Source organism: Streptomyces sp. NPDC050759 (genome assembly GCF_044456945.1).
Lineage (GTDB): Bacteria > Actinomycetota > Actinomycetes > Streptomycetales > Streptomycetaceae > Streptomyces.
Window position 1 is genome coordinate 129,264 of record NZ_JBITGI010000010.1, and the last position, 18,535, is coordinate 147,798.

16 protein-coding genes and 1 pseudogene are annotated in these 18,535 nt (G+C 71.0%); 6 read left to right on the top strand and 11 right to left on the bottom strand.

Annotation, left to right across the window (positions count from 1 at the left end; translation table 11 throughout):
* Nucleotides 1-70: 70 nt before the first annotated feature.
* Complete coding sequence (locus tag ACIBJB_RS27965) at nt 71-1,102, top strand: LacI family DNA-binding transcriptional regulator (RefSeq protein WP_398934265.1); 1,032 nt, start codon at nt 71-73, stop codon at nt 1,100-1,102.
* 57 nt (nt 1,103-1,159) lie between these two features.
* Here the strand turns inward: ACIBJB_RS27965 and ACIBJB_RS27970 are convergent, their stop codons facing one another.
* The 8 genes from ACIBJB_RS27970 to ACIBJB_RS28005 all read right to left on the bottom strand — a co-directional run bounded on the left by ACIBJB_RS27970 (nt 1,160) and on the right by ACIBJB_RS28005 (nt 9,877).
* Nucleotides 1,160-2,161 (bottom strand): glycosyltransferase family 2 protein, encoded by a 1,002-nt coding sequence (locus ACIBJB_RS27970; RefSeq protein WP_398934267.1) that lies wholly within the window; start codon nt 2,159-2,161, stop codon nt 1,160-1,162.
* Nucleotides 2,162-2,189: 28 nt separating this feature from the next.
* Nucleotides 2,190-3,023 (bottom strand): polysaccharide deacetylase family protein, encoded by an 834-nt coding sequence (locus ACIBJB_RS27975; RefSeq protein WP_398934269.1) that lies wholly within the window; start codon nt 3,021-3,023, stop codon nt 2,190-2,192.
* Nucleotides 3,024-3,096: 73 nt separating this feature from the next.
* Nucleotides 3,097-4,260 carry a glycoside hydrolase family 113 gene (locus tag ACIBJB_RS27980; protein ID WP_398934271.1) on the bottom strand — a complete coding sequence of 388 codons (1,164 nt, stop codon included), beginning with the start codon at nt 4,258-4,260 and terminating at the stop codon, nt 3,097-3,099.
* Between the two features lie 15 nt (nt 4,261-4,275).
* Nucleotides 4,276-5,679 carry an O-antigen ligase family protein gene (locus ACIBJB_RS27985; RefSeq protein ID WP_398934273.1) on the bottom strand — a complete coding sequence of 468 codons (1,404 nt, stop codon included), beginning with the start codon at nt 5,677-5,679 and terminating at the stop codon, nt 4,276-4,278.
* Between the two features lie 89 nt (nt 5,680-5,768).
* Complete coding sequence (locus ACIBJB_RS27990; protein WP_398934275.1) at nt 5,769-7,226, bottom strand: oligosaccharide flippase family protein; 1,458 nt, start codon at nt 7,224-7,226, stop codon at nt 5,769-5,771.
* A complete protein-coding gene (locus tag ACIBJB_RS27995) occupies nt 7,223-7,987 on the bottom strand; it encodes a WecB/TagA/CpsF family glycosyltransferase (protein ID WP_398934277.1) in 765 nt (254 codons plus the stop codon). The genes ACIBJB_RS27990 and ACIBJB_RS27995 overlap by 4 nt, the downstream gene beginning before the upstream one ends.
* Before the next feature lie 62 nt (nt 7,988-8,049).
* The gene (locus tag ACIBJB_RS28000) at nt 8,050-8,910 is read right to left on the bottom strand and encodes a hypothetical protein (RefSeq protein ID WP_398934279.1); all 861 of its coding nucleotides are present in this window, start codon (nt 8,908-8,910) and stop codon (nt 8,050-8,052) included.
* 1 nt (nt 8,911) lies between these two features.
* Nucleotides 8,912-9,877 (bottom strand): glycosyltransferase, encoded by a 966-nt coding sequence (locus ACIBJB_RS28005; protein ID WP_398934281.1) that lies wholly within the window; start codon nt 9,875-9,877, stop codon nt 8,912-8,914.
* A gap of 395 nt (nt 9,878-10,272) precedes the next feature.
* Between ACIBJB_RS28005 and ACIBJB_RS28010 the strand changes: the two genes are divergently transcribed.
* Together ACIBJB_RS28010 and ACIBJB_RS28015 are read left to right on the top strand one after the other, a co-directional pair.
* On the top strand, nt 10,273-12,891 hold the full coding sequence (locus tag ACIBJB_RS28010; protein ID WP_398934283.1) for an ATP-binding protein: 2,619 nt from the start codon (nt 10,273-10,275) through the stop codon (nt 12,889-12,891).
* A 271-nt stretch (nt 12,892-13,162) separates the two neighbouring features.
* Entirely contained in the window at nt 13,163-14,302 is a 1,140-nt protein-coding gene (locus tag ACIBJB_RS28015; RefSeq protein ID WP_398934285.1) for a hypothetical protein, read from the top strand.
* A 12-nt stretch (nt 14,303-14,314) separates the two neighbouring features.
* Here the strand turns inward: ACIBJB_RS28015 and ACIBJB_RS28020 are convergent, their stop codons facing one another.
* Complete coding sequence (locus ACIBJB_RS28020; protein ID WP_398934287.1) at nt 14,315-15,049, bottom strand: sugar transferase; 735 nt, start codon at nt 15,047-15,049, stop codon at nt 14,315-14,317.
* A gap of 356 nt (nt 15,050-15,405) precedes the next feature.
* Nucleotides 15,406-15,704 (bottom strand): annotated as a pseudogene (locus ACIBJB_RS28025) (hypothetical protein); the annotation flags it as partial.
* Nucleotides 15,705-15,800: 96 nt separating this feature from the next.
* Between ACIBJB_RS28025 and ACIBJB_RS28030 the strand changes: the two are divergent.
* The 3 genes from ACIBJB_RS28030 (at nt 15,801) to ACIBJB_RS28040 (ending at nt 17,539) form a co-directional block, all read left to right on the top strand.
* The gene (locus tag ACIBJB_RS28030) at nt 15,801-16,151 is read left to right on the top strand and encodes a VOC family protein (RefSeq protein ID WP_359382519.1); all 351 of its coding nucleotides are present in this window, start codon (nt 15,801-15,803) and stop codon (nt 16,149-16,151) included.
* Between the two features lie 67 nt (nt 16,152-16,218).
* Nucleotides 16,219-16,608, top strand: a complete 390-nt coding sequence (locus ACIBJB_RS28035) for a MarR family winged helix-turn-helix transcriptional regulator (RefSeq protein WP_398934289.1) — start codon at nt 16,219-16,221, stop codon at nt 16,606-16,608.
* A 10-nt stretch (nt 16,609-16,618) separates the two neighbouring features.
* Nucleotides 16,619-17,539 carry an acyl-CoA thioester hydrolase/BAAT C-terminal domain-containing protein gene (locus ACIBJB_RS28040; RefSeq protein WP_398934291.1) on the top strand — a complete coding sequence of 307 codons (921 nt, stop codon included), beginning with the start codon at nt 16,619-16,621 and terminating at the stop codon, nt 17,537-17,539.
* 6 nt (nt 17,540-17,545) lie between these two features.
* On the opposite strand, the gene ACIBJB_RS28045 is transcribed toward ACIBJB_RS28040, so the two are convergent.
* Nucleotides 17,546-18,394 (bottom strand): LysR family transcriptional regulator, encoded by an 849-nt coding sequence (locus ACIBJB_RS28045; protein WP_398934293.1) that lies wholly within the window; start codon nt 18,392-18,394, stop codon nt 17,546-17,548.
* Nucleotides 18,395-18,535 lie beyond the last annotated feature (141 nt).

The window sequence follows — 18,535 nt, forward strand, 5'->3', positions numbered from 1 at the left end:
TTCGGTCGCATCCGGCCCGTACCGTCCCGCCGCTCGAGCACCCTCGTGCCGCCCACCGGGGCTTAGAGTCTTGACCATGAACAATGCGGGGGGCCGGCGCAGACCACCGACGATCCACGACGTGGCCCGCGAGGCCGGGGTCTCACGGGGCACCGTCTCACGCGTCCTCAACGGCGGACACTACGTCAGCCCGCCCGCCCTGGAGGCCGTCAACGCCGCCATCCGCAAAACGGGTTACGTCGTCAACCGGCACGCCCGCTCGCTGATCACCGGCCGCTCCGACTCGGTCGGCTTCCTCCTCACGGAGCCCCAGGAGCGGTTCTTCGAGGACCCCAACTTCAACGTGCTGCTGCGCGGCTGCACCCAGGCGCTGGCCGCGCACGACATCCCCCTGCTGCTGATGCTGGCGGGCACCGAGGACGAGCGGCGCCGGATCAAGCGGTTCATCACCGCGGGCCACCTCGACGGGGTGCTGCTGGTGACCAGCCACTCCGCCGACCCGGTGGCCGAGGAGCTGCACAAGGCGGGCGTGCCCGTCGTCCAGTGCGGCAAGCCCATGCGGCCCGGCTCGAAGGTGAGCTACGTGGCCGCGGACGACCGCGACGGCGCCCGTGACATGGTGCGCCATCTGCTGTCCCTGGGCCGCCGCCGGATCGGCATCGTGACCGGCCCGCTGGACTCGCCGGGCGGTGTGGACCGTCTCGCCGGCTACAAGGAGGTGCTGACGGAGGCGGGCGTCGCGATCGACGAGCGGCTCATCACCTCCGGCGACTACAGCCGGGCCGCCGGGGAGGCGGGCACCGAACGGCTGCTGGCGCAGGCTCCGGACCTGGACGCCGTGTTCGTCGCCTCCGACCTCATGGCCCTGGGCGCCCTGACGGCACTGCGTCATGCGGGCCGCCGGGTCCCCGAGGACGTCTCGGTGGGCGGCTTCGACGACTCCATCGCCGCGACGGAGGCCACCCCTCCCCTCACCACGATCCGCCAGCCCTACGACCGCATCAGCGCCGAGATGGTGCGGGTGCTGCTGGCCCAGCTGGGTGGGGAGGATCCGGCAGCGGTGATCCTCCCCACGGAGCTGGTGCGGCGGGAGTCGGCCTGAGACAGGGGCTTCGGGACCGGCTTTGGGGCCGTCGCTCCGGCCCGGTCCGGACGCCCGCTACACCGGCCGGTGCTCAAGTCGTCCTGGAGGGGCGGCCGTCGCCTCCGCCAGGGCGCGGGTGTATTCGAGGTCCCAGACCAGGCTGAAGGCCGCCAGCGACGGCCGGTCGGCGCGCAGGGCGTGGAGCAGGCATCCTGTTCCGATCGCGCCGGTGACAGCGCACCGGTGAGCCGCAGGCACCCGGCCTGCCCGACGGGCCAGGCGGAGCAGCCGGTGCCGCCGACTCAGGTCCCCGCGCACCGAGGACAGCCGTTCCGAATCGGGCACGAGCTGATCGATGAGCACGTCGAAACGCGCGCTGAGGGCGGGGATGCGGGTCCAGGTCCGCAGGGTGCGGTCGCTGTCGTGCCAGACGACGGCGTCAGGATCGAACGCGAACCGGCAGCCCAGCCGGGAGAGCCGGAAGCCGAGTTCAATGTCCTCCTGTCTGGCCAGCCGCTCCTCGAACCCGCCGATGGCACGGAAGTCCGCGCGACGGACCGCGAGATTGCCGGTGTAGCAGTGGGTCCACACCGGGGCGCTCTCGCCACGGCCCAGCCGGGCGTATTCCCGTCCCAGACGATCGGCGTCCCAGTGCGTCCAGGGCGGCAGGCGCCGCCCCGGCGGGGCGAGGATCGGACCGAGGGACACCGCGGGTCCGGCGGCACCGCCCAGCGCGGCGTGGTGCCGGGCGACCAGCTCGGGATGGGAGATGCAGTCGTCGTCGATGAACAGCACGTACGGCGCGTCCGACAGGGCCACGCCCTTGTTCCGGCTCGCGGCGGGGCCGATCGACTCCTCGTTGCGGATGACCCGGACCGGGCGGGTGGGGCGGGAGGCACCGACGCGAGGCGCCACCGGGTCCCGGCCGCCGTCGTCGACCATGATCACACCGAAGTGCTCGAACGTCTGGTGCCGGAGCGCGTCGAGGCAGGCCGCCAGCTTGGGGGCCGGGCGGTCACGGGTCGCGATGACGACGTCCAGCTCGGTGTCTCGTCCTGATCCCTGTATGTCCGCCATCACGTCCACCTTCTCGGGGTGCGCGTGGTCAGCGGTCGTCCACGACCGCATCGCCGCGCCACCTGTCGTGCTCGGGGGGTATGTAGTGGGAGAACCAGACAGTGCGGTGCGCGTCTCCGGCGGCGAGCAGGTCCGACACAGTGATGTTGTGCAGCCCGCGCCGCGCCAGCCCGCCGATGAGAAGTTCCGCCATCCTGGCGCGGTCGAACGGAGGCTCGGTACCGCATCCCTCGTCGATGTCCGCCCCGCCGTCGTGCGCGAGGACGATGGCGCCCTCGTCGGCCCGGGTGACGACGCCGTCCGCGACGTCCTGCTCGTCTCCGCCGCACCAGTCGTAGGTGTCCAGGTCCCAGACGACACAGTCGAGGCCGACGTCCCGTACGCCGAGATAGCTCCGCACTGTTTGCGCTCCGAACGGGGGCCGGAACAGCTTGACGGGGGTTCCGGCGATCGCGGCGAGTTCCGACGCCGCCGATTCGAGGCGCGCCCGCACCGCCTGGCGTGACAGGTGGACGAGGCTTCGGTGATCGGCTCCGTGCAGTGCGACCTCGTGCCCCTCGGCGACCACACGGCGCACGAGTTCGGGGTTCGGCCGGGCGTTGTTCAGCAGCATGAAGAACGTCGCCTGACACGCCCGGTCGGCGAGGACGTCGAGCACCTGTGGGGTCCACACCGGGTCGGGTCCGTCGTCGAATGCCACGGCGACGTACGGGAGGTCCGTCCGTACGCGCCGGATCGATCCGAGCCAGGGGCCGGCGAGTGCATCGACGGCCTGCCGTGCCGTTCGGCTGCCCCGCGGTCCCATGATCCTGCGCATCGACTCGATCACACCCGTGCCGTCGCTCATCGTGTCCTGTCGCATGACGCACCTCCCCTGCAGCGCGCTGTCGGCGGACCCGCTTCGGGGGCGAGTCCGCGGCAGCGTTTCCTGACGTTCATGTCGAAATCTCCGAAAATGCGGATGGAGCCGCTGGAGTGACGCACGCTGCGCTCGCTCGCGCCGCCGAGGAGGTCCAGCAGCGGCGCACCACCCGCTCGGCGGCCTTCCCGCGCGGCGTGAAGTCGAGCGCGTCGTCGCGGCCGCCGCGTGGCGTCACGGTCCAGCCCCACCAGAACACTCCGGCCCACCAGGACTGGTCTTCGAAGCTCGCGAGCAGCGCCTGATAGCCGGCCGCCTGCTCCGCCTGGTCCGGCGTCGTGCTGATGGTCCAGGAGTACGGGGCGGTGGTGGCCCCACGCTGGCTGACATAGCCGGCTTCGGTGAACAGGATCCGGCGACCGCGTTCGGCGGCGAACGCCTCGAGGTTCTCCCGGATGGGCCGCCAGGTGCGTTCCAGTGCCCGCACATCGTGGGTGGGCCGTGTGCTCAGGGGCCAGTAGGCGTCGACGCCGATCAGGTCGACCGCGTCCCAGAAGGCGACCCGGGCGTATTCGTCGTAGTTGGCGGCGTACACCAACGGCCCCTGATAGCGGGCGCGTACGGCCCGGATGATGCCCAGCCACTCGCTCCTGTCCCCCGAGACCCCCTTCAGTTCGGTCCCGACGGCGAACTGGTCCGCTCCGGCCCGTGCGGCCAGACCCGCGTAGTGGGTGATGAAGGCGGTGTAGGAGGCGAACCACGTCGCGTGGTCGCGGGGCCGGATGTGGCCGCGGCTCTCGTTGCCCGGCAGGTCGACATGGGGTTTGAGCAGGACCTTCAATCCGCGCTCGTGGGCCAGGGCGACCACCCTGCGTACCCCGGCGTCGTCGGGCGTCTGCCAGGTCGCGCCGGCGGGCGCCCGGGTGATCTCGTCGGCATCCGGACTGTTCTGGAACCACGTGGGGGTGATCTGGACCCATTCCGCGCCGACGCCGGCGATCTGGCGGAGACAGCGTTCGAGCACCTCCGTATCGCCGTAGCTGTCACGGGAGTACGCGGCCAGGGCGAACCCGTGTTGCCGCTGCTGCCCCGGGCCGGGTTCGGGGTCGCCGGAGCATCCGGACATGGCGGTGGCGACCAGCACGCTGCTCAGCACGGCGCCGGCCAGGCACCGGGCGTGGTGTGTCCACGCACCGTGCGGGCCTGGGCCCTTGTCACGAGAACATCCGGTGGCCGGCATGAGGGCATCGTCTCCTCACCTCGGCCGCACACGCGGCCGGGCCTGTTCCGGCGTACCGCCGCGGGGTGGCAGCGGTCTCGCCGGGGCGAGGTCGTCATCGCCGGAGAAGCAGACGGCGACCAGCAGGCCCATCACCGCGGTGATGCCCAGAACGTCGAACACGGAGAAGGTCACATTGGCGAGGAGAAGGGCGAGCAGGGCCGCTCGGCTGCCGATCCGGAGGGTGTGGCGCCGCCACTCCTCCGCGGCCGTCCCCCGCCGCACGACCGCCGCCGCGACCACGAGCACGAGGAAGGCCGCCGCCGGTATCCCGATCTTCCACGCCAGCCAGAGGTACCCGTTGTGGGAGAAGGGCGTCGTCAGGGTCTGGAACGTGTCGTGCTTGCTCCAGGTGATCGTGGCGCCGAAGCCCGATCCGGTCAGAGGCCGCCCTTTGATCTGCTCCCCGACGATCCGCGATTCGAACACCCGGTACTCGTACGACTTGTCGACCTGGAGGTGAGTGACCGAGACCAGGCGTTCCACGGCCGTACGGACCTCGCCGGGGGCGAGCACGGCGAGAGACACGAACAGCGACACCACGCTGATCGGCGCCCACTTCGCCGCGATCCGGCGCGCATGGGCCCCCGACACCATCACCACGAAAGCGCAGGCCAGCACCGTGGCCACCCAGAAGCTCCGCTCGTACGTGAGCCAGAGGCAGATCACGTTCACACACACGATCGCCGCCAACAGCCACCGCAGCGGGATCGACCGCACGCGGCCGGACACCAGCGCGGCCGAGGCCAGCGCCACGGCGACCGGGTACGCGTACAGCCCGCCCTGAAGTGAACCGCGGCCCGAGGACGTGAGGTCCACACCGTGGCGTACGCCGACATCGGCGGAGCTGGTGTAGCCGATGGAGAACCCCCACTGGAGCAGCCCCCAAGCGCCCAAGGCCAGGCCGAGTGCGATGAGGGTCCGGTAGAGACGTCGTCGGGCCGCCTGGTCATGGACCAGCGGCCATGCCAGCACGAACGCACCCACCCCGAGCATCACCCGACGGGCTTCGTGGCCCGCCTCGCTCACGGCGGCTCCGTGTGCGATTCCCCAGGCCAGGGCGCCCGTGAGCAGCAGGGCGAGGGCCGCGGCGGCGAGAAGCGGCGCGTCGAACCTGATCCTGCGCGACAGGATCAGCCATGCGACCCGGCACAGCCCGAGGACGAGCAGGACGTCGACGAGCAGGAGCCCGGGGCGGCCCGATCCGCCGACGACGGAGAACTCGTCCTGTACCTCGAAGGGCACCAGCACGGTGACCGCGATCAGCACGGACAGGGCGGCGACCGGGGCCCCGAACGCCAGCGGGATCGCCAGGACGGCGGCGACGGCCATCATCGGGGAGCCGGGGAGGAGGAGGCCGAACACGAGCGCTGACAGCACGGCGGCACACGCCGTGCCCAGAGCGCGTCGGCCCGATGGGTACGTGAGCGGCGGTGATGGCGCCGCGTTGTGTCCGGCCACTGCCGAGGTCACTGTGATCGTCTCCCCACGAAGGGTCGGAGCAGCAAGAATGCCGAGACCGCCAGTCCGGCGGCGACCGCGGCGCAGACGGAGACGCCGCCGGACGTCCCCCCGGCCCTCAGGGCTGCGAGCGCGGCCACCGTCACCGCCACCTGGCATGCCACCGCGGCCACGACGGGGCGCAGAGCGTGCCAGAGCTCTCCGGGTGCGGCTCCGGCGAGCCGTGCGCCGAAGATGGCGTACACCGCCGCGTACGGCACGAAGACCGTGAGGTGCGCCAGCGCGGCCCCACGGATGCCGTCGATCGACACGAGGACCCACAGGGCGACGATGGTGGCGCCGCAGCGGACGGCCATGACCTTCGCGCGGAAGTCGATGTGTCCCGTCCCGGAGAGCGCCTCTCCTATGCAGTTGTCGATGGCGAAGCCGATGCCGGCGACCCACAGCACCTGGAAGGCGGCCACCATGCCCACCCATTCGGGCCCCAGGACCGCCGGAAGCAGCACCGGTGCCAGCAGGATGCCGACCGGCACCAACGGCAGCAGGAGCGTCGACATCAGGCGCACGGACTGCACCGTCCGCACCCCGCTGGTCTCGGGACTGGACGCGGCGGCGGCGAAGAGCACCTTTCCGACCTGCTCCGAGAACTGCGTCGAGGGCGCCATGGCGATCGTGAACGCCAGCGCGTACAGGCCGACGAGGCTGGCGTCGCTGGAGAGGCCGACCACCAGGTAGTCGATGTTCGCGGCCAGCATCATGGTCACGCCGAACAGGAAGAACCAGCGATCGCCGCTGTGCTCGTGTCCATGGACGCCGGAAGGGTTCGGCACCGCCGAGCGGTGGCGCAGTGTGGGGCGGCAGAGCACGGTGGTGAGCACGGCCAGCAGGGCGAACAGCGCCACCTGGCGCGCCACCAGCGACCAGACGCCCGCGCCGGCCAGGACCGCGACCACAGCCATCGACGCGGACCCGACGTTGGCGACGGCCGTCGCGCCGGCGAGCCGCCGGAACCGCATCGACTTGTGCAGCAGGGCGGTGGGGACGATGCCGATCGCGTGCAGCGGCAGGCAGACCGCGAGCAGGGCGACGGCGGGCGCGTCTCCGCCGTCCGCGAAGGTGCCCACCAGGGGCCCGGCGGACGCCGCCATCACCGCGCCGAGTACCACGCCGATGAGGAAGCAGCGCCAGAAGGCGCGTACGAGATAGGACCGGGTGGGACGCGGGTGCACCATGATGGCGCCGTACGTGCCGTGGTCCACCAGCAGGGTCGTGATGTAGACGACGGCCGTACCGACGGCCACGGTCCCGAAGCTGGCGGGCGGCAGGCGTCGCGCGAGGAAGATGAGCGATCCGTAGGCGAAGGCCTGGGCGATCAGATGGCTTCCGGTCATCCACGACGCGGAGGTGATCAGACCGCGCCCCGTCAGCTCGCGCGGCCTGGTGACCATCTCGCTGCCGACGCTCACGGCAGTGCCGCGCTGCCGGCCGACGTCGACTCGTCGCGCCGCCACCCCGCACGCAGGGCGTCGACGGCCAGGCGAGCTGCGGTGGGGATCCCGTGGAGCAAGTAGCGGCGCCAGAGCCAGGGCTGCCTCATGAGCCGCCAGGCCCACTCCAGGCAGAGCCGTTGCACGAATTCGGGGGGACGGGTGCGATCGCCGTTGATGAAGTCGAAGCTGGAGCCCACGCCCACGAACCAGGTGCCCGGCAGGGCGGCGCGCAGATCGGTCATGACCGACACCTGGCTCGCGAAGGGCAGACCGAGGAACACGATGTCCGGGGACGAGGCGATCAGTGTGCGCGAGAGGGCCGCCAGCTCCGCGGCCATGGTGTCGGGCCGGACGTAGCACGAGTGGGTTTCGGCGCGCAGCCCCGGGTTCACCCGCGTGAGGCGGTCGGCGGCCCGCTGTGCCTCGCCGGAACGCCCCCCGGCGAGCAGGATCGAGCGCCCGCGCGCGCCCGCTCCCGCGGCCAGTGCCCGGAGCATGTCCGTGCCCGTGATCTGCTGGGGCACCGGGGTCCGCCGGATTCGCAGCGCGACCACCAGCGGCATTCCGTCGGTGACGACGAGCTCGGTGTGTTCGAACACCCGCTGGAGCTCCGGCGAGCGCCGGTACTGCCGCACGATGTCGATGTTCGGCGTCAGCACGGTCCCACCCCGGCCGACCGCCAAGCTGTCGAACACCTGGGCGACAGCCTGGTCCAGCGTCACCGCGTGGATGGGCATGCCCAGGAGGCGTGGGGTCCGCCGGGGCGGCGCCGATACGGGAGCAGGGAACGGCATCGGACTCACTTCCCCAGGGTTGCCGGTGCGGACACCGGGGCCTCGTGTTCGGCGGCCACAGCGGCTTCGTACCGCGCGCGGCGCCTGTGGCGCTCGATCCCGATGGCCGGGAGAACACCCAGGAACATCCCTCCGACCGCCGCCATGCCGATCATCACCGCTTCGGGCATCTCCTTGACGCGCACCGGCGGGCTGATCGAGTCGATGCTCAGGGTGGGGTCGGCGCCGCTCTGGCGGACGTAGGTGAGGAGTTGCAGCCTTCGGGACTCGTCCCCGGCGTTCGGATCGGCGGGGGTGTTCTTGTCCGCGAAGGCGATACGGCGGTCCAGTTGGGCGGAGATCGTCCGCCACCGGTCCTTCAGAGCGGTCTGTGCGAACGTCGTTGCCACGCGGGCCGCCTGGCCCGGTTCGGCCGCTCGGGCCTTGATCTCGATCACGTTCGTCTCGCCGACCTTGACGTCGACGGCGGAGCGCACGGACGCGGTGGTCCAGTGACCTCCGAGGGACTGGGCAGTCTGGGCCGCGACGCGCTGGGAGTCCAGCAGTCGCGCCACCGTCGCGGAGGTGCGGTTGGCGTCGCCCGCATCACGGATGAGGCTGGTTCCGAGGAACGTCTCGTCCGACTGTGCGAGCGGCGTGACCGGCATTCTCGCGGTCGCACTGTAGGAGGGGGCCCGTTGCCCCAGGGCCACCAGGGTCGCCACGACGGCGGCGAGTGTGGTGAGCACCACGAGTGGCCACCAGCGCACGACGTCCTGGACCCGGACGGGGCCCGCACCCGTGTCACGGGCCTGTGGCGCGGTGGGCCGTGTGCCGTCCGATGCCGCGGAGGTCTTGAGGACATGCCGATCCAGATCCGTTGTCATGTCAAGCAACCCCGTACGCGAGTAGGTGTTCTCTGACCGCCAGGTTCTCGTCGAGAGCCGGGTCGGGTGCCACGGCGCAGGCCAGCTGCGCGTCGATGGCACGGTTGAGATCGTGCGCATCGCCCGCCTCGAACGTCTGCGAGGCCAGCTCCCGCAGGCCGCCGACGTTCGCCGCGACGGTCGGGGTGCCCAGCTGACGGGCGACCGCGAGCACCCCGCTCTGGCTCGCCTTGTCGTAGGGCAGGACGACGAGATCCGCCGCGGAGATCGCCGCCGCGAACCGGGCGAGCTCGATGAACTCCACGTGTGCGGCGACGTCGACGCCGTAGGTCTTCGCGAGTTCCGCGCAGTGGGGCCACCCACCGCGGTCCTCGCCGACGACGGCCAGGCGCCGATTCCGAGGCCAGTGGCGAGCAATCTCGACGAGCACGTCGAGCCGCTTCTCGGGTCGGATGCATCCGGCGAACAGGACGACGGACACGTCCGAACCGGCCCGCCACGCGTCGCGCCACTGGAGCCGCTCGTCGTCCGAGGGTTCGGGCACGAGTTGGACCAGCGGAGAACAGTACGCGTCGAGACCGCGGCGGCGAAGCACCTCGACGTCCGCACGGGAGTAGACCATGATCGCGTGCGGGACTCGAAGGGCGAGCCGCAGCAACGCGCCGTCCACGCGCCCCCGTCGCGAGAACGTGTCGTGCGGTGAGTAGATCACCTGGCGATCCCGGAGCCGCGCGACGCTCAGCGCGAGAAGTGTCAGCGCGCCCGCCGCGGCGATGCCCTCTACATGGAGGACCGCTCCGCGTGGCACCGCGGTGTGAAGGTGCGGCAGGGTACGGCTGACGAACCTGCGGGCGATGGCGCCGGAGTGGTGAGCGCCGTCACCGCGACGTGGCCACCAGGAGCACGGGCACAGCTCGACGCCCTCGATCCGCACGTCCTCGTGTTCGTGCCCGGTGTGGAGCACCACGCGCCGACCGGACCGGCCGAGGAGCTGACCGAGGCGGCATGCGTGCTGGAAGACTCCGGCGTATCCCGAGGGTTCGAACAGGTGGATCTCAGGGACGGCGGACGGTCGGCGAGCTCTCTCCGTCGCGTCTGGGGTCGTTTCGTCCAGTTTGGGGCGCATACCAGAAGTCTGTGGTGCCGCCCAGGTGGGTTCATCGGTGACCGGACCCAGTTTTTCGCGGCGGGATACCCAGATACGCCGAGCGACGACGTTGTTACGTGAGGCTGGTCGCCGACGTCCAGCGCCTTGGGGCCAGAAGGCGCTCGCGCCCGAAGATCCTTAGACTGGAAGGCGTACAGGTACACGTAGGACTGGAACACGTACGGGTATGCGTACGCTCCACGCTGGAGACAGCCGTGACCGATCTTCTCGAACGCGGCGCCGTACTGCGGGATCTCGCGGACTGCCTGGAACAGGCCGAACACGGCGACGGACAGCTGGTGCTGCTGCGCGGTGAGGGAGGTATCGGCAAGACCTCGGTCGTACGGCGCTTCGCGGAGCAGCTCAGCGGTACCGGGCGCGCCCGGGTGCTGCTCGGAGCCTGCGACCCCCTGTCCACGCCGCGCCCGCTGGGTCCCTTGATGGACATCGCCACGCTGCTCGGCCCGCCGGCCTCTCCGGCCCTGCGCGCGGGGCTGCGCAGGCGCACCGACCCGGGCGGAATCTTCAGCGGCGTACTCACCGCGCTCAGCAGCCGGGCCGGCGGGCAGCCGACACTGCTGGTGATCGAGGACCTGAACTGGGCCGATCAGGCCACCCTGGACCTGGTGCGTTTCCTGGCCCGCCGGATCGACCAACTCCCCCTGCTGCTCGTGGCCACCTACCGCGACGACGAGGTCGGGCCCGCGCACCCCCTGGCGGCACTGGTGGGCGACCTCGCCGCTCTCACCACGGTCCACCGCTGCACGCTGCCCCCGCTGAGCCGCCGAGCGGTCGCCGATCTGACGGCCGCGGCCGGGCACCCCGTGGACGCGGACGAGCTCTTCAGCAACACTCACGGAAACCCGTTCTACGTCACGGAAGTCCTGGCGGCCCGTACCCACGGTGTCCCCACCACCGTGCGCGAAGCGGTGCTGGGCCGCATGGCGCGGCTGCCTGAGCGGGCCAGGGAGGTGGCGCGGACGGTGGCCGTCATCGGGCCCCGTGCCACCGAACCGCTGATCACCGCCGTGACACCGGACGCCGCCCCGGGACTGGCGGACTGTCTGACCGCGGGGGTGCTGCGCCCGGACGGGCCGGTGCTGTACTTCCGCAACGAGCTGGCGCGCCGGGCCGTCTGGGAGTCCCTCCCCGTCTACCGACGCGCCCTGCTGCACGGCCGTGTCCTGGCGACCCTGCGCTCCGACCCGGTCGACCCGGCCGATCTCGCGCAGCTCGCCTTCCACGCCGAGCAGGCCGGCGACGAAGCGGCCCTGGCCGAGTACGCCCCGAGGGCCGCCGCCTACGCCGCGGCGCTCGGCTCGCACCGGGAGGCCGCCGACCTCTACCGGCGCGCCCTGCGCAACCCGGCCGCCACATCACCCGCACAGCGCGGCGACCTGCTGGAGGCCCAGGCCTACGAGAGCTACATGACCGGGAACCTTACGGAAGCGATCGACTCCTGGGACGCAGCGGCCCGGCTGCGCCACGAGCAGGGTGACCGGCTCCACGAGGCGACGGACCTGTGCCGGCTTTCCCAGATGCACTGGCTGACGGTGCACGTGCCGGACGCCTGGCGATCGGGCCTGGACGCCGTGCGCGTACTGGAAGGCGCGGGCCCGACCCGCGAACTCGCCTGGGCCTACGCCAACCTCGCCCAACTGGCCTGCCTCGGCCACGACCCCGCGACGACCGCCGACTACGCGCGCAAGGGCGCCGAGCTGGGACTGCGCCTGGACGAACCCGCGCTGACGCTCCGCTCCCGTCTCTACGAGGCCCTGGTCGACGTCGCCTGCCACGGGCGGGGCTGGCAGGACTTCGAGGACGCCTGGCAGGCGGCCATCGCCGAGGACGACGCCATGGCGGACGACGCCTGCAAGATCGGGGCGGTGGCCTGCTGGACCGCCGCACTCCACCACGACCTTCCGCGTCTCGATCGCCTCACCGACCGCACCTACGCGTACTGCCGCGAACACGACCTCCCGATGTTCCTCGTGCCCGCCCTGGGAGCGGCCGGACTCGGCATGCTGCACCGCGGCCAGTGGACACAGGCCGCCCAGACGGCGGGCGACATGCTCGACCGGAACCCCCAACCCCTGCACCGGCTACTCCCCTTGGTGACGTCGGCGCTGGTCAGGGCCCGCCGAGGCGAACCGGGGGCATGGCTGCTGTTGGACGAGGCACTCTCATACGTCGAAGAGGCCGACCTCTTCCTGGCGGGCCCGGTGTGGGCCGCCCGCGCCGAGGCCGCCTGGCTCGAAGGTGACGAGAACCTCGCCGTGGCGGAGGCCGAACACGGCCTGAAGGCGGTCACCATCGACAGCGACCCCTGGCTCGTCGGCGGAATGCTGCGCTGGTCCCGGCTGGCGGGCGGCGACCCCCCGCAGACGCGCGCGGCAGAGCCGTACGCCCTGGAACTGACCGGGCGGTGGAGCGAGGCGGTGCGCGTCTGGGAGGAACTCGACTGCCCGTACGACGCGGCGCTGGCCGGCCTCGGCGGTGACGTACCCGCCCTGCGGCAGGCCCTGGAGACCTTCCGCTCCCTGGGGGCCCGGCCCGCCGCGGACCGCGCCCGGGAACGTCTGCGGGCGGCGGGGGTACGGCGCACCCCGTACGGCAAGCGGGCCTCGACGTCCGCCAACCCGTACGGCCTGACCAAGCGGGAGCGGGAGGTCCAGCGCCTGCTGTGCGAAGAACTCACCAACAGCGAGATCGCGGCCCGGCTGTACATCACCCCCAAGACCGCGGAACACCATGTGGCCACCGTGCTCGCGAAACTCGGCGTCCACACACGTAAAGAGGCCGCGATACCGCTCGACGACGAGCGCACACGATGAGCCGGGGGACGGCGCCGAGCCTCTGAGTGCCGTCATGGCCGCCCGCGGTATCTGGGTATCCCACCGCGAAAATTTGGGTCCGATCACCGATGAACCAGTTCCGGCACCACCGCAGACTGGCTGCACCGCGAATCCGTCGACCACCGGTCGGCGGTAGCGCTGACGCCGATATCCCTGACCGGCTACGCCCGGAGGTTGTCATGGTCCAGTTTGTCCGGCCTGAGGAGGGGCTCGTCCCTCACGCGCGCGTGGCAGATACGGAGAACAGGCGATGACTACGACGTTCTCCACCACCGGCACCGGGTCGTCCACCGAGACAGCGGAGGCTGCCCGGCGCATCGAGCGATGGCTGCTGCGGAGCGGGGTCCAGATCGAGGAGGGCGCCCAGTGCGGAGCGGTCGCCGGGTGGCTGGACGGGAAAGGGCAACTGGAGTTCGTCTACCTCGAGATCACCGGCTACTACCTGAACGCGATGGCCTGGCTGGCGTCGGGCGCGGCGAGTTCTCCGCAAGGTGCCGCGGACGCACTCGAGCACGGCCGGCAGGCGTTGGACTGGATCACCCGCACTTCGTCGGAACGGGGAGTTCCGCCGACGCGGCTGTATCTGTCGACCGGTCGCTCCGACTGGCGGAACGCCGGCGTGTTCACGTTCGACCTGGCGATGGCGGCGCGGGGAGTCGCGTGTTTCGGGGACGTCGACCGGCATGATGCGGGGGATGCGTGGGAGAAGCCTGCCGTCGGCCTCTGCGACATGATCGAAAGCATGTCCTCGGGAGCCGCCGTCCTCCAGTCCCACGACAAGGTCGACGGCGCGCCGCTTCCCGACCGCTGGTCGACGCAACCGGGTCCGCACCATCTGAAAGCGGCCGCGGGCCTGCTCCGGATCCCTGACGGCGTCCTCGGAACACCTCTCAGGCGGATCTGTCACCGGACCTGCGAGCACTGGGAGGCAATGCTGCGGGAAGCGTGGCCGTGCCGCGAACTGCACCCGCTCCTCTACGGGATCGAGGGCCTGCTCATCGGGGCGTCCGCCACGGACGACGACGGAGCGCTGGAGGTCGTCGAGCGGCTCTACACCCGCCTCATGGGACTCCAGGCCGTTGACGGAACCCTTGCGGAGACCAGGGCAGGGGGGATCGTACGTTCCGACGTTCTCGCCCAGGCCTTGCGTATCGGACTTCTGCTGCGCGGCCATGGATACCTGCGGGGTGACGACTGGGCCGGACGTCTGGAGGGGCTGACGCGGGCGCTGCTCGGCTTCGTGCGAGCGGACGGAGGAGTGCTCTTCTCCGGCGATCAGGACATCGCGAACGTCTGGTGTGCGATGTTCGCCCATCAGGCGCTGGTTCTGCATTCCTGGGGTGGGGAAGAGGCTGATCTGACGGCGGCCGCCATGAAGTTGTTGGTGTGAGCGGCTCAGATCTCAGTAGGCGCCTCGGCGTTCGAGCACGGCCGGTACCGTCCGGGCCAGGAGCTTGACGTCCATGACGAGGTTCCAGTTGGCGATGTAGTCCAGATCCATCCGCACCTGTTCAGTGAACTCGATGTCGGAGCGGCCGCTGACTTGCCAGATGCAGGTGAGACCGGGCTTCACGAGCAATCGCTGCCGTTCGCGTGGGCCATAACGTTCGCACTCGTCCGGCAGCGGGGGGCGGGGGCCGACGAGGCTCATCTCGCCGTGTATGACGTTCAGCAGCTGTGGCAGCTCGTCGATACTCCACTTGCGAAGGACGCGTCCCACCGCGGTGACCCTCGGATCGTGACGAATCTTGAAATTGGGACCGGTGCATTCATTCAGGTCGCGATACGCCGACCGCTGACGCTCCGCGTCCATGCACATCGAACGGAACTTGAACATCCTGAAGGGCTTCGCGTCGCGGCCGACTCGCTCCTGTCGATAAAGGACCGGCCCCGCGGAAGACAACTTGATCGCGGCTGCCGTCACCAGAAGGACCGGCGACAGCAGGATCAGTGCCAGCAGGGCGAGAACAATGTCCATGACGCGCTTACCGAGCAGTTGGCGGCTGCTTGCGGCAAGAAGGCCGCGGTAGGGAATCCCGGCTCGCACAGCGCTTCTCTTCGGGACGGCGACATCACCGATCACAGCCGTGCGACTGGGCGGGCCATCTGGGGTGTTTTGACCTTGTTTGGGATGCACGCATGCAGTCTGTGTTGGCGTGCGAGAGGGGTTCATCGGTAAAGGGGCCCAAAGTTTTTGTCACGGGATACCCAGATACGCCGAGCTACGAGGCCGCTACTTGGAGCGTCGGCTGCTGGGCGGTGTTCCGGGGCCCACAGACAGCGCCTCGGCCACCGCCTCGCTTGGCTGTTCGGTCGTGGGCGTCGACGTGGGTGCCGAGGCCGGCGGCACCGGCCTGGTTGGGGGCCGCGTCATCTCCCCTGAGCAGGCGACGCGAGCACGTAGCCGGCCCCACGCTCTTGCGGCGCGGACCGCGGATTCGGATTGTCACCGTGGACCTCGTCACCTGCGTCGCGAGTGAACGCCGGCGTCTACGGTCGCAGCGCGACCTCGGCGACCTGGCGGTTGCGGGTGGTGACCAGGTCACCGGGCAGGAAGCCGTTCGTCACAAGCCACTCGCACTGATCGTCGAGTTCCGCCACCAGCGCGGTGATACTCCGGCCGGCCTGGCCGGCGCCAGGGCCATCGCCTTGACCTCGGCGTCGATGCGCGCCCGATCAGCGTCCGCCTTCAGGAACACCTCGCCGACGCGCAGGGTCGCGCGCTCGGAATGGGCGACGACGCAGCTTCGGGCACGACTCCCGCCGGAGCCCGCCGGGCGGTGACCGGTCAGGATCGGAGAAGCGGCCCGCCGCTCCCGGGCCTAGCGTGAAACCACTGACCAACCACTGACGACAACCGTCGCGGACATCTCACCGAGGAGTACGCCATGACTGCCGGCCTCAAGACGATCATCTACCCCGTCAAGGACCTGCCCGCGGCGAAGGCCCTGTTCAGCGCACTGCTGGGGGTGGAGCCGTATGCGGACGAGCCGTACTACGTCGGATTCAAGGACGCGGGACAGGACGTCGGCCTCGACCCGAACGGGCACGCCCGGGGCATGACCGGCCCGGTGCCGTACTGGCACGTCGACGACATCCGGGCGACGCTCGCGGCGCTGGTGGCGGCCGGGGCCGAGACGCTGCAGGACGTCCAGGACGTCGGCGGCGGCAAGCTGATCGCCTTCGTCAAGGACGCGGACGGCAACCTGGTCGGGATCACCCAGGATCCGCAGGCCTGACGCCTTTCCTTGCGCATGCACTAGTTGCACAGACAACAAACGGCCGCATCGGTGTTACCGTGCATGTATGGCGGTGAACACGGTCGCGACCGGCCTCGAGGAACGGTGGCGGGACATCCTGGCGGTGCACGCGCGCACGATGTGCGAGATCGACCGTGTGCTGCACCCGCACGGACTCGGAGCGAGCGATTTCGAGGTGCTCGACATCCTCGCCACCGAGTCGCCCCGGGAGGGCGACCAGTGCAGGGTGCAGAACCTCGTCGGGCGGGTGCATCTGAGCCAGAGCGCGCTGTCCCGGCTGATCGGCCGCCTGGAGAAGGACGGTCTGGTGGAGCGGTCCATGTGCGTGGAGGACCGGCGGGGCGTGTGGGTGTCCCTCACCCGCAAGGGCCGTGACCTGCACTCCGAGGTGCTGCCGCTGCAGCGCGCGGTGCTGGCGAAAATGCTCGACGGCTAGGGACGCCTGCGTGGTGATCGAGGACGCGGACCCCACGCGTGTGAGCGAGTCGGAGATCGTCGAGCACGAGGTGACGGCTCCCTGGGAAGGCGTCCTGCTGGAGCCGGCCGCGGGCAGCGACGCCGGGGTCCTGGTCCTGGCGGGGTCGAGCGGTCGTGTCGACCGGGGGCGCGCGCGACTTCTGGCTCAGCAGGGCCTTGTCGCCCTGGCCATTCGCTGGTTCGGCGGGCCCGGTCAGGCGGCCGGCATCTGCGAGATCCCGCTGGAGACATTCGTCGCGGGAGTGGCCCTGTTGCGGTCTCGCGGGGTGGAGCGCGTCGGCGTGCTCGGCGTGTCCAAGGGCGCCGAGGCCGCCCTGCTCACGGCGGTGCACGAGCCGCTCGTGGACGTGGTCGTCGGCGTGTCGCCGACCGCACTGGTCTGGTGCAACGTCGGACCCGGTGTTGACGGCCGCCGGCATCCGTATCGCTCCTCCTGGACCTGGCGGGGGCGGCCGTTGCCTTTCGTGCCCATGGACGACGCCTGGCGTCCGGCGGAGCGGGCCGACGGCCCGGTGGCCATCGGCGGGTGGTACGACCTCAGCGAGCGGACCTTCGCCACGCACGTGCCCGCCGCCGCGATTCCGGTGGAGCGGGCCCGCGCCGACGTGCTGATCATCGCCGGTGGTGACGACGCCATGTGGCCCTCCCTGCGGTATGCCGAACAGCTGGCCGCACGACGCCGCGCGGCGGGAGGCTCGGTTCGCCTGATCAGCCATGACGACGCAGGACACCGGCCGCGGTTCCCCGGCGAGGGCCCCGCCGAGTCCTCGAAGACATTCCGCTACGGCGGGACACCGCACGCCGACGCCTCACTCGGTGAGACCGCTTGGGCGCCCGTCATCGACGCGCTCCGCGCCCCGGGGACCGCTTCCGTCTCCGTCAGTGGCTGACCCGCCCTACGCCAACAGCTCCCGTACCGCGGCGAAGGCGGCCTCGACGGTTGCCGGGTCCGCGCCCGGGCGGGCGAGCGCGCTCATGGGGATCGGGGTGACCTCGGGCAGACCCTCGTAGGGAGTCAGTCCGTCGGGGGCGGGGCCGACCGCCGCCAGCAGCGCCACCCCCTGCCCCGTACGTGCGATGTCCAGGACGCCCGCCAGATAGCCGGCGTCCCCGACGACCGTGGCGGGCACTCCTCGCGCGGCCAGGGTCGCGATGGCCCGGCGGCGGATCGCGCACGGGTCCTCGATGGCCACCAGCGGCACCGGAGCGGGCGCCGGCGGCGGCTCCCAGCCGGGCACGGCGTGCCAGGTCAGCGGCAGGCCGCCGACGCGGGTGCCCTCGGTCGCGGCGGCCTCGGTGACGTACACCGCGACATCCACGCTCCCGCGCTCCACGGCCTCCACGAGCCGTGCGGAGCGGTCGATGCGGAAGCGGACCCGGCAGCCGGGCCGTACCGCCTCGACCGCGGCGGTCAGCCGGGGCAGGAACTGGTCGGCGGCGTGCTCGGTGGAACCGATCGTGACGGTGTCACCGTCGGCACCGAGGAGTGTGCGTACGGCCTCGTCGTGGACGGCGATGATCCGGCGGGCCTGTTCGAGCAGCAGGCGCCCCTCGGCGGTGAAGCGGGTGCCGCGCCCCTCGCGCTCCACGACGGGCCGCCCCAGGATCTTCTCCAGTTTGCGCACGTGCTGGCTGACGGCGGACTGGCTCAGGGTGAGAGCCAGGGCGGCACGGTGGAAGCCGCCGCAGTCGGCTATCGCGGTCAGGCTGCGCAGGGCCACGATGTCCAGGACGGGTTGGGGCATGCCGTGACCCTAGCCGCTCGGCGCGATCGATCGCGATCCCTGATCGGTTTCGATGCGGAATCGTCGTTGGACGCGGTGCGTCACGGCCGGTCATGATGAACGCATGTTGCACGCGACAGCTACCGCTGCCCTTCTGACGCA